At 68.2% G+C, this 12,525-nt stretch carries 12 protein-coding genes; 5 read left to right on the top strand and 7 right to left on the bottom strand.

All coding sequences use genetic code 11. The features are described 5' to 3' along the window. Nucleotide 1 precedes the first annotated feature (1 nt). Nucleotides 2–496, top strand: coding sequence for a GNAT family N-acetyltransferase (locus KMW22_RS13560; protein WP_221090585.1), 495 nt, complete (start codon nt 2–4; stop codon nt 494–496). Nucleotides 497–1,115: 619 nt separating this feature from the next. Here KMW22_RS13560 and KMW22_RS13555 read toward each other — a convergent pair. Next, on the bottom strand, nt 1,116–1,415 hold the full coding sequence (locus KMW22_RS13555; protein WP_221090584.1) for a hypothetical protein: 300 nt from the start codon (nt 1,413–1,415) through the stop codon (nt 1,116–1,118). A 446-nt stretch (nt 1,416–1,861) separates the two neighbouring features. Continuing rightward, on the bottom strand, nt 1,862–2,605 hold the full coding sequence (gene map, locus KMW22_RS13550) for a type I methionyl aminopeptidase (RefSeq protein WP_221090583.1): 744 nt from the start codon (nt 2,603–2,605) through the stop codon (nt 1,862–1,864). Between the two features lie 137 nt (nt 2,606–2,742). Here map and KMW22_RS13545 point away from each other — a divergent pair, with 137 nt between their 5' ends. Continuing rightward, on the top strand, nt 2,743–3,651 hold the full coding sequence (locus KMW22_RS13545) for a carbohydrate kinase family protein (protein ID WP_221090582.1): 909 nt from the start codon (nt 2,743–2,745) through the stop codon (nt 3,649–3,651). A gap of 487 nt (nt 3,652–4,138) precedes the next feature. Here KMW22_RS13545 and KMW22_RS13540 read toward each other — a convergent pair whose 3' ends face one another. Genes KMW22_RS13540 through KMW22_RS13525 form a run of 4 tightly spaced genes read right to left on the bottom strand, consistent with a single transcriptional unit; the run spans nt 4,139 to nt 7,518 of the window. Beyond that, nucleotides 4,139–5,494 (bottom strand): HD-GYP domain-containing protein, encoded by a 1,356-nt coding sequence (locus tag KMW22_RS13540; protein ID WP_328774704.1) that lies wholly within the window; start codon nt 5,492–5,494, stop codon nt 4,139–4,141. 42 nt (nt 5,495–5,536) lie between these two features. Further along, a complete protein-coding gene (locus KMW22_RS13535) occupies nt 5,537–6,322 on the bottom strand; it encodes a hypothetical protein (protein ID WP_221090581.1) in 786 nt (261 codons plus the stop codon). Nucleotides 6,323–6,329: 7 nt separating this feature from the next. Then, entirely contained in the window at nt 6,330–6,935 is a 606-nt protein-coding gene (locus KMW22_RS13530; RefSeq protein WP_221090580.1) for a mismatch-specific DNA-glycosylase, read from the bottom strand. Next, nucleotides 6,922–7,518, bottom strand: a complete 597-nt coding sequence (locus tag KMW22_RS13525) for a sulfite oxidase-like oxidoreductase (protein ID WP_221090579.1) — start codon at nt 7,516–7,518, stop codon at nt 6,922–6,924. The genes KMW22_RS13530 and KMW22_RS13525 overlap by 14 nt, the downstream gene beginning before the upstream one ends. A 240-nt stretch (nt 7,519–7,758) precedes the next feature. Here KMW22_RS13525 and KMW22_RS13520 point away from each other — a divergent pair, with 240 nt between their 5' ends. Then, nucleotides 7,759–8,679 carry a DUF4032 domain-containing protein gene (locus tag KMW22_RS13520; protein WP_221090578.1) on the top strand — a complete coding sequence of 307 codons (921 nt, stop codon included), beginning with the start codon at nt 7,759–7,761 and terminating at the stop codon, nt 8,677–8,679. A 70-nt stretch (nt 8,680–8,749) separates the two neighbouring features. On the opposite strand, the gene KMW22_RS13515 is transcribed toward KMW22_RS13520, so the two are convergent. Then, a complete protein-coding gene (locus KMW22_RS13515) occupies nt 8,750–10,075 on the bottom strand; it encodes a M17 family metallopeptidase (protein ID WP_221090577.1) in 1,326 nt (441 codons plus the stop codon). Between the two features lie 119 nt (nt 10,076–10,194). Between KMW22_RS13515 and KMW22_RS13510 the strand changes: the two genes are divergently transcribed. After that, nucleotides 10,195–10,527 carry an Asp23/Gls24 family envelope stress response protein gene (locus tag KMW22_RS13510; protein ID WP_221090576.1) on the top strand — a complete coding sequence of 111 codons (333 nt, stop codon included), beginning with the start codon at nt 10,195–10,197 and terminating at the stop codon, nt 10,525–10,527. A gap of 43 nt (nt 10,528–10,570) precedes the next feature. Continuing rightward, on the top strand, nt 10,571–12,130 hold the full coding sequence (locus KMW22_RS13505; protein WP_221090677.1) for a DAK2 domain-containing protein: 1,560 nt from the start codon (nt 10,571–10,573) through the stop codon (nt 12,128–12,130). Nucleotides 12,131–12,525: the final 395 nt, after the last annotated feature.

The raw sequence follows: 12,525 nt of genomic DNA, 5'->3' as shown, positions 1-12,525 counted from the left end.
CATGCCCCCACTGACCTACACCACAGGCGACCTGGAGGCCGCAGCGGGCGTGCTGCAGGCCAGCGCCGCGCAGCTGGAGGCCCGGGGGCAGGCCCTGTGGCCCCTGGCGAGCCTGACCCCAGAGCGCTTGGCGCGCCATTACCCCGCTGGGGGCTGGCAGGTGGCGTGGCGCGCCGGGCAGGCGGTGGGCACCTACTGCCTGCTGGACCGTGATCCCCCCTTCTGGCCGGACGACCCCCCCGGCGAGGCCCTGTACCTGCACAAACTGGCCGTGCATCCGGCCGCCCAGGGCAGTGGCCTGAGCACCCTTCTGCTGGCCGACGCGCGGGCCCGCACCCGGGCGGCCGGGCGCCCCTGGCTGAAACTGGACACCGCCGCGAACCGCCCGGCCCTGCGCGCGCTGTACGAACGCGCTGGCTTCGAACCGTGCGGCGAGCGCGAGGTATTCGGCTTCCGGGTGGTGCTGTTCCGGCAGCCTACGGGCGCAGAGAACTGAAGAGCGGCTAAAGGTCGCCTGACACGGCAGCTGATCTGCAGTTTCAGGCCTATCCAGCTGCTTCCGGCGTTTTCTGAACGGGCGTGGACTCTGCCTGATCTTCGCGCAGCACCTCGCGGAAGGCGCAGCTGAATTCGTCTTCAGGGAGGGGCGGCGCTGTCCAATGGTGCACGGGGGGTGCCGGCGGTGGCGGGGGCGTGCCCTGCCCGAACAGGCCGTTGAGGGCCACGCCCGCATGGCCCAGACCTCGCCGGAGGATCGCCCACGCCTCCAGCCACCCTCGTCTCTTTGCTGGGCGCCCTGTGGCTTGCGGTTTGGTCGGCATCGGCACCAGCCTAGAAAGCTGGCGGAAAGCGCAAATCCGTCAGGTGGCCTAAGCGCTTTCCGTACTGGTGGCCGATGATTCCGCCGCAGGGGTCATACGGCCTCCAAAAACTTCCGTCAGGCGCTGCAGGATTTCCCCACCCACAGATATTTGCAGAGCCGCCCGGCCAAGAAGGAACAGGAAAGGCTACCCAGGCTGTGGACTTGGAAGGCGCCGCAGGAGAGCAACGTCCTCCTCTGTTCTGGATGTCCTGCAAATGGACGGCAGCCCGAATCACACGGCCTTTCGATCAGCCTAGTGGCTGCGGCCACCCACCAGTTGCGCGCCCCTCAGCAGCGCCGCCTGAGCGTCGTGCAGGGCGCGCACATGCATCTGCATGTGGGCCACGCTGCCGCGCACCAGCTCGTATTCCGCCGGGGTGGTCCAGCCGGGGCGCGGAATGAGTTTCAGCAGTCGCTCCAGATGATCGGCGTGGGCCAGCCGTTCCAGACTGCGGTGCAGGGCCGCCACCTCCTCGGCCAGGGCCAGCAGGTCGTGGGGCGCGGGGGCGCGCAGCTGAAGGTCGGCGGCGGGGTCGGGCTGGGGTTCGGACATGGTAGGCCTCCTGAGGGCAGAAACATGAACTGGGCGGCGAGGGCGGTGGGCATGGGCCACGAGGACCTTTGCACCGCCCCAGCATTCATGGTCGTCCGCCGCCGTGATCAGGCCGTGATCAGCTTGGGGTCAGAAGGAGGGGCGTGCCCGGGCCTCTGCCGCGCACGCCAGCATTCAGACAGAACCCATTGCAGCAAGGGTTCGGACAGTTTCAACATGCCACAGAGGACAGCCTGACAAACACGCTGTTTTTTCCTTCCCCCTCGTGGGGAACTCGCAGAGCTGCGCAGCAGAGGTTGGGGCTTGAACAGCTGCGCAGCAGAGGGGAAGACGCGAGCCAAGCGTCCCAGACGACGTTTCTTCCATGGGCTACTCATCATGCTTGAACTCTGTCTGAACCACTGTTCCAGGCGAATCTCTTCCTTCTTCCTCGCCCTCTCCCCAACCTAGGCGGTCAGGATCAGGGGCTGACCCCGGGTGATCATGACGGTGTGCTCGTAGTGGGCGGCCAGTCCGCCATCGCGCGTGCGGATGGTCCAGCCGTCGCGCCGCGTTCGGGTGCGTGACGAGCGGCCTGTGGACACCATCGGTTCCACGGCAATCACCATGCCTTCGCGCAGCGGGGTGCGAAAAGCCGGGTGATAGAAGTTGGGCACGTCCGGGGCCTCGTGGATGGTGCGGCCCACGCCGTGGCCCTGCAACTCGCGCAGCAGCGAAAAGCCGCGCCGGGCCACCTCCCGCTCCACCGCCCGGCCAATCACGTTCACCGGTTGCCCGGCCCGCGCCGCATTCATCGCGGCCCAGAAGGCCGCCTCGGCACAGGCCACCAGCCGCAGGGCCACTGGCGAGGCGGGAGGCACGACCACCGTGATCGCGGCGTCGGCCACATAGCCGTCCACGAAGGGGGTCACGTCCAGCTTCACCACGTCGCCGGGTTGCAGGGGCCGCGTGGTGGGCAGACCGTGAACAATGTCGTCGTTCACGCTGATAAAGACGTTCACGGGGGCCCCATACACCTCCCGGGGCGCCGAGGTGGCGTGGCGGCGCGCGAAGAGGTCGCCGGCCAGCGCGTCCAGCTCAGCCGGGGTGACACCGGGCGCCACCGCCTCCCGCAGGGCCTGCAAAGTCTCGGCCACCACCTGCCCGGCCCGCTGCATGCCCCTCAGTTCCTGCTCGTTGGTGATCGTCATGCCCCATCAGAACGCCCAGAGGCCTGTTTTGGCAATGCGTCGGGTCACATCAGGGGCTGCTCACTTCTCCAGTGGGCCCAGACGTAAGCCCTCCAGACTCTCCCACCGGGTATTTTGGCCGCTGTAGCATGCAGCCCATGGCCCCCCTGCCCCTGATCGTAAGCGCCGGCGAAGCCCTGACCGACCTTGTGACCGCTGGTGACAACCGCTGGACGGCCCACCCCGGCGGCGCGGGCTGGAACGTGGCGCGGGCCTGCGCGGCCCTGGGAGTACCCAGCGCGTTTGCGGGCGCGGTGGGGCAGGACAACTTCGGGGAGGATCTGGCTCGCGCGTCGCTGGAAGCGGGGCTGGACCTGCGGTTCTTGCAGCGTGTACCGGCCCCCACGCTGATGGCCGTGGTGTACCGCACCCACCCGCCCGCCTACCGCTTTCTGGGGGAAAACAGCGCCGACCTGCACTTCGATCCCACTGGCCTGCCCGGCGGCTGGCTGCGCGAAGCCCGCTGGCTGCACGTGGGCGGCATCAGCCTCAGCCGGTGGCCCCTGGCCGATACCCTGCTGGGGCTGGTGGAAACCGCGCGCGCCGCTGGCGTCAAAATCAGCTTTGACCCGAATGCCCGCATCACCCACCGGCATCCCAATTACCCGGCCGTGTTCGAGGCCGTGGCCCGCCGCGCCGACCTGCTGAAGTTCAGCGACGAGGATCTGGCCTTTTTCTTCCCGGGCCAGAGTGAGGCCGATGCCCTGCGTCATCTGCGCGGCCTGAATGCCAAAGCCCCCATCGTGGTCACGCGCGGCGCGGCGGGCGCCACCCTGTACCACGCCGCCGGGCAGGCCAACCTGGGTGCGCTGCGCGTGCCCGTGGCCGACACGGTGGGCGCTGGCGACGCCCTGTGCGCGGGCCTGCTGGTGAGCGCCACCGAGCACCCGGACGCCCTGTGGACCGAGCACCTGCGCCTGGGCCTGCAGGCCGCCGCCGCCGCCTGTACCCACCCCGGCGCCTACGCCCCCACCCGGCAGGACCTCGCCGCCTTGCCCACGGCGTAACGCGGTGGTGGTCGGGAGAGGTTGAGGACATAAGCACCACTGGCGCGAACAGTTTCGAAACTCTGTATGGCGTTGCTCGACGTACTCGCTGTTTTTACCCCTCCCCCCTTGCGCAGGAGGTTGGGAGGGGGCTCATGGCCTGACGTCATAAAGGACGTTTTCGCAACTACTGTCATGCACCTCTTGAAAACTGTCTGCACCATTGAAGGACGGGGGCTCGCCTGAGCGCCTCGGAGATAACGCCTGTAGGCCATCCACCCCGCGACAGAGCCGGCTCGAAGGCCGACAAAGCAAAGTGATAAGGATTCCGGTTAATCAGTTATTCCATAACTGATTAACCCGACCAGAGGGAGAAGGAAAAACGGTGACGGATAGGAGTGGAAGCGCCGAAGCGACGCGCAGGGGCTGTAACGGATGATCCGGCATCCGTATGACGCGATGGGGGCAGCGCTCCTCTCCAGGCCTTCTCCCCAGCCTTCCCCCAGCCCTACATCACCAGATGGGCGTCGTCGTGTTCGGCCATCATGCGCAGGAAGGCGTCCACGTACTGCGGGTCAAACTGGCGCCCGGCCTGCGCACGAATCTCGTTCAGGGCACGCTCGCGGGTCCAGGCGGGCTTGTAGGGCCGGGCATTGGTTAGCGCGTCGAACACGTCAATCAAGGTGAACAGGCGCGCAGTGTCAGGAATGTTCTGGCCGCGCAGACCGCTGGGGTAGCCGGTGCCATCCCAGCGTTCGTGGTGGTAGCGCACCAGATCCAGCGTTTCGGCCGGCAGAAAGTGCAGGTCCTGCAGCATGTCGTAGCCGATCACAGTATGGGTCTGGATCACGCGGCGCTCGTCGGGGCTGAGGGGGCCGCGCTTGTGCAGCACACCGTCGGGGATGGCCAGCTTGCCCAGGTCGTGCAGGTAGGCACCCCAGCGCAGGGCCTTGACCTGATCCTCGTCCCAGCCCAGGCGCCGGGCCAGCCGCACGCTCATGCTGACCACGCGCATGGTGTGGCCGCCAGTATCGTCGTCGCGCCGTTCCAGGGCCGCGCCCAGCGAGCGCAGGGTCAGGTCGTTGGCGTCGCGCAGGTCGCGGATGGCCTGCCACTGGCCCAGCTGCGCGCCCAGCAACCGCGAGAAAGCGCCTACCACACCCTTCTCGTCTTCATCGAAGAGCACCGGCACCGGCCGGGCCAGAATCACCACGCCCAGGTGGTTCGAGGCCCGTCCATACACCGGGGCCACGTGAAAGACGCGCCGCTGGGTCTTGTCCAGCAGCGCGAGCACCTCTTCGGCCACCCAGTGATCGGCCTGCACACTGCGGCTGTCGTTGTCGCTGGGGTGAATGGGGCGCTCCAGAAAGGCTTCAAAGGCCCCGGTGGCCGCCAGGATGTGCGGCGTGCCCTTGCGGTAAGCCACGAACGCCAGGTTGGGCGCCACCTGCAGCTTGTCCAGAATGCCAATCCCCGCACGAATAATGGCGTCGGCGTCGCGGGCATCGGCCAGGCGCTCGCTGCCGGCGCGCAGGGCAGCCACTGTGTTGCGCTGCCAGGTCAGCTCGCGCGCGTTGGCCTGCTCGCGGACCGTCAGCAGGCCCAGGCTCAGCAGGGCCAGCAGCGCGGCGCCCAGATCCGGCAGGCCCGCCGTAGGCCCCGGCAGCAGCAGCGAGGCCACAAAGGCCATCGCGTAGGCGCCCAGCGGCACCCAGCGCACGCCGCCCCGGCGCCCGGCGGTCAGCACCGCCATCAGAAGAGCGGCGGCAATCATCAGGCCGTGGAGGTCCCGAACCGTGGCATACCCCAGCAGGGCGGCTGCACCGATCAGCAGCAGGTTCGTCCACAGGCTTGGCGGGAACACAGTGCGCAGTGTATCACCCGCCCCTGGCCGTCTATTCGAAATTTAACGCCTGGGGGGCGACTTGCCCCCAGTCTCCGAAAAAGCAGTCTCTTCAGGCGCCGTCTTCCCGGGGGCGTATTTGTCCTGCAGGTACGCTGCCTGGGCCTGGGCGGCGCGGGCCTGGGCCGCGCGCCCCCGTTCAGCAATGGCCGCCATACGCGTTTCGATCAGCTGCAGTTGTGGCTGCACGGCGCCTCGCCCACTGCGCGCGGCAGCCAGCAGTTCAGGCAGGTCCTCGCGGGCGGCCTGCCGGGCGTCAAAGGCGTCGCGGGTGAGGGTGCCCCCGCCGCCTGTGACCTGCAGGGCCTGCGCGGTGGCCTGCAGCGCCCCCAGCACCGCCGCGCGGTCCGGGCGTGGCAGGGCGCGCGCCTGGGCATGAAGGGCCCGCAACTGCCCCAGCTCGTCTGAGGCAGGCAGCGGGTGGGCCTGGGCCTGCCACTGGCGCAAGCGGCCCCGCGCCCAGACCAGCAGCACGACCGCCAGCAGCAGCGTCAATCCCAGCAGCCAGCCGGCCAGGTCGCTGCCCGAAGCCACGCCGATCCCCAGCAGTACGGTCAGGGTGCCCAGAAACGACAGCCCCACCAGGGTCAGCAGCGCCAGGGCGCCCAGTCCCGCCAGCCGGCGCAGCCCGGCGCCCTGCCCGGTCTGCGGGGCCAGGGCCCAGGAATCGCCGGAGGGGGTCGGCCAGGGCTGCGCCGCGCGCCACAGTCCCCGGGTCAGCCGCAGCGGGGCCCGGAGCAGCCGCCGGGCCACACCAGACCGAATGGGTTGCGGAGTGTGCAAAGCCATACCCCGGTTACGGGCCAGCGGGCGCAGAGGTTCCCGCCGCCGGGCGCAGCGCCTGCACCCGCGCGGCAAGCGCCTGCCAGGGGGCCAGCTGAAAGTGCGTCTGCCCCAGCGGGCTGGTGCTGGGCAGCACCCACAGTTCTGTGCCTTCCAGCGTGACCTCCTGGCGGCCGTACGGCAGGCGGCCAGTGGCCATCCCCAGCGTCTCCGAGGCGCCCCGCTTGCTGGTAAAGGCCACCACCTGCGGGCGGTACTGGCGCACCTTGGCCCGCAGTTCCTCGGGGGCCCAGGCGTCTGTCGGCAGGGCAGCGTCCACGCCCGAATGCCGCTTGGCCACGTCGGTCAGGCCAATGCTGTAGTCAGGCAGCAGGGGGTACTCGTGGGGAGAGAGCTGCCGGGGGGTCAGGCCCACCTCGTGCAGCGTGCGCCAGAACCGGTTTTCAGGGTTGGCGTAGTAGGCCCGCGCCCGCGCGCTGATGCGGCTGGGCGCCGTGCCCACCAGCACCAGGGTCAGCCCGGGGCGCAGCACATCCGGCACGAGGTACTCGCCGCCGCCGGTCAGGTCTCCTGGGGCGCCTTCCGCCGCCCGCGCAGTTGTCGGCTCAGTCGTCGTCATACCGCTCTTCCTTGAAGGGGTCGCCGCGCATGTGGTAGCCGTTGCGCTCCCAGAAGCCGGGCCGGTCGGCATCCATGAACTCCAGCCCAGTCAGCCACTTGGCGCTTTTCCAGAAGTACAGGTGCGGCACCACCAGTCGCAGCGGCCCGCCGTGTTCGGCATCCAGCGGTTGGCCGTCGAAGGTGTGGGCCAGCAGATTGTCAGGCCGCGAAAAGTCGTCCAGGCTGAGGTTCGTGGTGTAGCCGCCCACCGAGTGCTGCATGACGTGGGTGGCGCCGGGCTTCAGGCGCACGTGCGCCATCAGGTCGGTGACGCGCACGCCGGTCCAGGTGGTGTCCAGCTTGCTCCAGTGGGTCACGCAGTGAATGTCGTAGGTCAGGGTGGTCTGGGGCAGGGCCAGCAGGTCGGTCCAGGTCAGCGTGTGTTCCTCGGCCAACCCAAAGATCCGCACGGCCACGTCCTGCGGGGCGTAGTGCTGGGTGGGGCCATAGGTCAGCACCGGGAAGCGGGTGGTCAGGCTCTGGCCCGGGGGCACCCGGCCGCCCATGTCGTCGGCGGGCTTTTTGAAGAACTTGCCAAGCATGGCCGCATTCAACCCCTGCCCCGCCCGGGCTGCCCAGGGTCCAGCCCACGATGTGTGGGCCGCCTAAAGGCTTGTCTTATGCGCCGCCGCCCCGCAGCCGGGGCTTTCATCACACGCCCCTGACGCCCCTTGGTGTACCCTGAACACCAGCGACCGGGGCTCTTTCTTTCCCCCGGCAACGAAGGCGACCCGGCCGACTTGCGTCCCTGACCCCAGGGCATTCCAAGGAGCCGAACTTCCATGTCCGCATTCGATCAGGCCCGGCACGAAGTAGAACGCGCGCGCTTTCTCAGCGACGTCCGCGACCTGCTGTCCATTCTGCGCCGGCAGCCCAACGAGCTGCTGCCCTTTGATTGGGTGCGCCATCTGGCCCCCGAAGGCGAGTATGCGCGCGGCCTGCAAACCATCGAGGTGGACCACATCATCGGGTCGGTGGACCGCTACCGCGAGTTTGACCGCCATTACCTGCCCAAAGAACGCCACCTGGATGAACGCTGGATCGGCGTGCGCAGCGCGCAGTTGCAGGGCAAGGAACTCCCGCCCATCCAGGTGTACCAGGTGGGCGAGCTGTATTTCGTCAAGGACGGCAATCACCGGGTCTCTGTCGCCCGGCGCCAGGGTCAGAAATACATTGACGCCGACGTGATCGAACTGCAGGTCACTGTCCCTCCCGAGGAAGGCGACACCCTCAAGGACCTGATCATCAAGGGCGAGTACGCGCAATTCTTAAAGGCCACCAACCTCGACCGGGTGGTGCCGGGTCACCATGAAATCCTGTTCACCACGCCGGGGCGCTACGAAAAGCTGCTGGAGCACATCCGCACGCGCCAGTACTTTCTGGACCGCAAGCCTGAACGCGCGGGCCTGCCGCCCGTGACCTGGGAAGAAGCCGTGGAAAGCTGGTACCGACGACTGTACTGCCGCATTGTGGACAACATTGGCAAGCACGACGTGATGGCGCGCTTTCCCGGCCGCACCGAGGCCGATCTGTACCTGTGGATCATGGACCACCGCTATTTCCTGACCCAGCACGGCGGCCACGACGTGGGCAGCGAGGAGGCCACGGTGCAGTTCCGCACCCAGTACGCCCCGCCGGTCTACAAACGCCTGCGCCAGCGCGTCCAATTGATGCTGCGCGGAAAGCTGGGGCCAGCGGTGTAAAGGGGAAGCGGGGAGCAGGGCGCAGGCAGCGGGACAAGCCCTCCACTGCGCCCTGCTGCCCGCGCACCGCCTACCGCCCCAACACGTATTCCACCAGCGTGCCCACGCCCCAGCCGGTCGCCACCTCCTCACGGGTGGCGTTGCCAGCGATATCCAGGTGGGCCCAGGGGCGGGTGACGAACTGCTGCAGGAACAGGGCGGCCTTGATGCTGGCGCCCGCCGGGTTCATGTCGCTGTTTTTCAGGTCGGCCACAGTGTTTTTCTGGTAGCCCTTCAGGTAGGGCTGGTGCAGGGGCAGTTCCCAGACGTGCTCGCCGGCGGCCTCGGCGGCGGTTATCAGGCGGGCGGTCAGGGCGGGGTCGCTGCTGAACAGGGCCGCAATGTCGTTGCCCAGGGCGCTCACCTTCACGCCGGTCAGGGTGGCCAGGTCTACCAGTTCGGTGGCGCCTTCCTCGCAGGCCACGGTCAGGGCGTCGGCCAGCACGAGGCGGCCCTCAGCGTCGGTGTTGGTGACTTCCACGTGCAGGCCGTTGGCCGCGCGGTAAATATCGCCGGGGCGCATGGCGTTCGGGCCCACCATGTTCTCGGCGGCGGCCACGTAGGCGCGCACCTCCACACCTTCGGGCACCTGCGCCCGCAGTTCCCCCAGGGCGCGCATGGCCCCCAGCACGGCGGCGGCGCCGCCCATGTCGTTTTTCATGCCGTTCATGCCGGCGGCCGGCTTGATGGAATAGCCGCCCGTGTCGAAGGTGATGCCCTTGCCCACCAGCGCCAGCACCGCTGTCTTCTCGCCGCGTGCGGGCAGGGTGACGCGAATCAGGCGGGGACCGGCTGTGCTCCCTGCGGCCACGGCGGCCAGCAGGCCCATGCCGCGTCCCTGAATGTCGTCGCCGTCCCACACGTCCACATCCAGGCCCAGGGCCTCCAGAGTCCGGGCCTCGCGGGCCAGGGTGACCGGGTTCAGCACATTGGCGGGCGCGCTGGTGAGTTCACGGGCGAAGGTCAGGCCCGCGTTCAGGGCGTTCAGGCGCGCGTGGGCTTCGTCGCTCAGGCCTTCCACCAGCAGGGCGGGGGCAGCGACGGGCGTCTGGCGGTAGCGGCCTTCTCGCCAGCCTCCGGCCAGGGCCGCCTGCGCCAGCGCCGCGCCGTGCGGGGTGGCCGGCACCTTCACCGAGGCCGCCTTCAGCTCACGCGCCAGCCCGGCCAGGGCCGCGCCCAGTTCACGGGCCTCCTGGGCGCTCGTGGGGGCCAGGGCCAGGGCCTCATCCCCATCTTCGGTCCGGGCCAGCAGCCGCACCTCGCCCGCCTTCAGATCCTGGGTCAGCCGCCCAAGCTGTTCGGGGCCCGCCAACACCAGCGACAGATCGGCACGCTCCAGCCTCTTCACAAGTGACATGCGCGGAGTAAACCACGCCCGCCCCCGCCCTGTTCACCCACGCCAGACACCCCGGCCCCCCGCTTCCTGCACCCCGCGCCCCGCTCCCTTTTCTACCGCCCCTTATACTGCCCTTTACTGTGAACGGCTCCATTCAAATCACCGAGGCGGCGCTGGCCTCCCTGATCGGCCTCACCGCCCATGAAATTCCGGGCGTGGTGGGCATGGCCCCCGCCAACCTTAAGGAAGGCCTTAGCCGCGTGCTGGGGCGCGCGCAGGTCAGTGACGGCGTGGTGATCGCCAAGGACGGCGCGCGCTACACGGCCGACCTGTATGTGGTCATGGCCTACGGCGTCAGCATTCCCACCGTGGCGCGCAACATTGCCGAGCGTGTGGAACACACCGTGAAAACCCAGGCGGGCCTGGAGCTGGCCGCCACCCGCGTGCACGCCGTGGGGGTGCAGCGTGTCTGAAGTGGCCCCCCACACCCACCTGCAGCCCGCCGATCTGGCCCGCATGCTGCGCTACGCCACCGACTGGCTGGGCGTGTACCGCGAGCAGGTCAACGCCCTGAACGTGTACCCGGTGCCCGACGGCGACACCGGCACCAACATGCACCTCACCATGCAGTCGGTGCGCCGCGAACTGGACACCTGCGACGAGAGCAGTATGGCCCAGGTGGCCCGCGCCATCAGCTACGGGGCGCTGCTGGGCGCGCGCGGCAACAGCGGCGTGATTCTCTCGCAGCTCCTCAAGGGCTTTGCAGAAGTCATCAAGGACCAGAGGGCGGTGGACGCCCCCACGCTGACCCGCGCCTTCCAGGCCGCCCAGCGCGTGGGCTACGGCGCCGTGATGAAGCCGGTGGAAGGCACCATTCTGACCGTGGCGCGCGGCGTGGCCGAGGGCGCGCAGGGCGAGAACATTGAAGCCGTGCTGGAACAGGCCCTGTTCAGGGGCCAGGAACTGCTGGACCAGACCCCCGAGATGCTGCCCGCGTTGAAACAGGCGGGCGTGATTGACAGCGGTGGCCAGGGCTACCTGTACATCGTGCAGGGGATGCTGGCGCAGCTGCGCGGCGAGGCGCTGCCGCCCGCCCCCGAGATCACCTCGTATGCCCAGGAGCAATTCGAGAACGAGGAATTCGGCTTCTGCACCGAGTTCCTGATGAGCGAGGCCACCAAGCCTATCGAGGAAATCCGTGAGCTGGTCAGCCCTTACGGCGACAGCCTGCTGGTGGTGGGCGCCGAGGGCTACGTGAAGGGCCACATCCACACCAACGAGCCCGACCAGCTGCTGGCCACCGTGGGCCGCTACGGCAAGATGCTGAAAACCAAGGTCGAGGACATGAGTGAGCAGCACACCGAGATCCTGGGCATGGCGGGCTCGGCGGCGCGCGCGGAAGAAGAAATTTCGCCCAGCGGCCTCGTGGCGGTGGCCAGTGGCTACGGGCTGGTCAAGCTGTTCCGCTCGCTGGGCGCGCGCATCGTGTCCGGCGGGCAGACCGCCAACCCCAGCGTGCAGGACATTGTGGACGCGGTGCGCTCGGTGAGTGCCGAGAAGGTCATCATCCTGCCCAACAACAAGAACGTGCTGATGGCCGCCGAAAAGGCGATGGAACTGATGGACGGCCGCGCCGTCGTCATCCCGACCCGCACCCTGGGCCAGGGGATGGGCGCCGCCCTGAACTTCAGCCCCGACACCCCCGCCGAGGATCTGAAAGAAGCCATGACCGAGGCCGCCGGGGCCGTCACCACCCTGGAGGTTACGCGCGCCAGCCGCACCACCAGCATCACCGTGCAGGATGGGCGCACCCTGGCGATTGCCGAGGGCGACGTGATCGGCCTGAAGGATGACGAACTGGTGCAGAGCGGCGGCAACCCCGAAGACAGCGTGCTGGAAATGCTGGGCCGCCACTACGACGGCCAGGAGATCATCACGGTGTTCGGCGGCCCGCAGAAAACCCAGGAGGACTTAGATACCCTGGCCGCGCGCCTTGGCGAAGCCTACAGCGACGCCGAGATCGAAACCCACATGGGCGGCCCGGACCTGTACGACTATCTGGTGACCCTGGAATAAAGTGCATGTACAGAGGATAGGGCTGAGGTTGATGCACCTCAGCCCTCGCTGTTTTGGCTTAGTTGTATGGTGCGCCGAACGGCGAATGTGACGCACACGCCTGTGCCTCTACACTTCCCCTGTGCCTGCTGACCGGGCCGAAGACGGAGGGTTATCCTCAGGAGTTGCACCTTGTATAGCGGAGTGAATAGCCGTGCTGGTGGAGAAATTCCTCGTTCTTGAGGAAGGTTCGGAGCAGGCGGTTCAAATACACGCTCGGCATCACCGTCATCAGGGCTAGGGTCTGTCTGGCTGAATTTGGCAGGATAACGGCATGGGACGGACGGATTTGACGGAGCAGCAGTGGGCCATACTGTCGCCGCTGCTGCCGAAGAACCCGAAGCGGGGGCACGCCT

This window comes from Deinococcus aquaedulcis (assembly GCF_019693445.1).
Taxonomy (GTDB): domain Bacteria; phylum Deinococcota; class Deinococci; order Deinococcales; family Deinococcaceae; genus Deinococcus; species Deinococcus aquaedulcis.
Note: the sequence above shows the minus strand (reverse complement) of the source record. Positions and strands in the feature narration are given on the sequence as shown.

Excerpts from the sequence above, each read along its gene's own strand:
- KMW22_RS13545 (WP_221090582.1), top strand. The coding sequence starts at position 2,743 with ATGGCCCCCCTGCCCCTGATCGTAAGCGCCGGCGAAGCCCTGACCGAC.
- KMW22_RS13560 (WP_221090585.1), top strand. The coding sequence starts at position 2 with ATGCCCCCACTGACCTACACCACAGGCGACCTGGAGGCCGCAGCGGGC.
- KMW22_RS13525 (WP_221090579.1), bottom strand. The coding sequence starts at position 7,518 with ATGCTTGGCAAGTTCTTCAAAAAGCCCGCCGACGACATGGGCGGCCGG.
- KMW22_RS13520 (WP_221090578.1), top strand. The coding sequence starts at position 7,759 with ATGTCCGCATTCGATCAGGCCCGGCACGAAGTAGAACGCGCGCGCTTT.
- KMW22_RS13515 (WP_221090577.1), bottom strand. The coding sequence starts at position 10,075 with ATGTCACTTGTGAAGAGGCTGGAGCGTGCCGATCTGTCGCTGGTGTTG.
- map (WP_221090583.1), bottom strand. The coding sequence starts at position 2,605 with ATGACGATCACCAACGAGCAGGAACTGAGGGGCATGCAGCGGGCCGGG.
- KMW22_RS13505 (WP_221090677.1), top strand. The coding sequence starts at position 10,571 with ATGCTGCGCTACGCCACCGACTGGCTGGGCGTGTACCGCGAGCAGGTC.
- KMW22_RS13555 (WP_221090584.1), bottom strand. The coding sequence starts at position 1,415 with ATGTCCGAACCCCAGCCCGACCCCGCCGCCGACCTTCAGCTGCGCGCC.
- KMW22_RS13530 (WP_221090580.1), bottom strand. The coding sequence starts at position 6,935 with ATGACGACGACTGAGCCGACAACTGCGCGGGCGGCGGAAGGCGCCCCA.
- KMW22_RS13535 (WP_221090581.1), bottom strand. The coding sequence starts at position 6,322 with ATGGCTTTGCACACTCCGCAACCCATTCGGTCTGGTGTGGCCCGGCGG.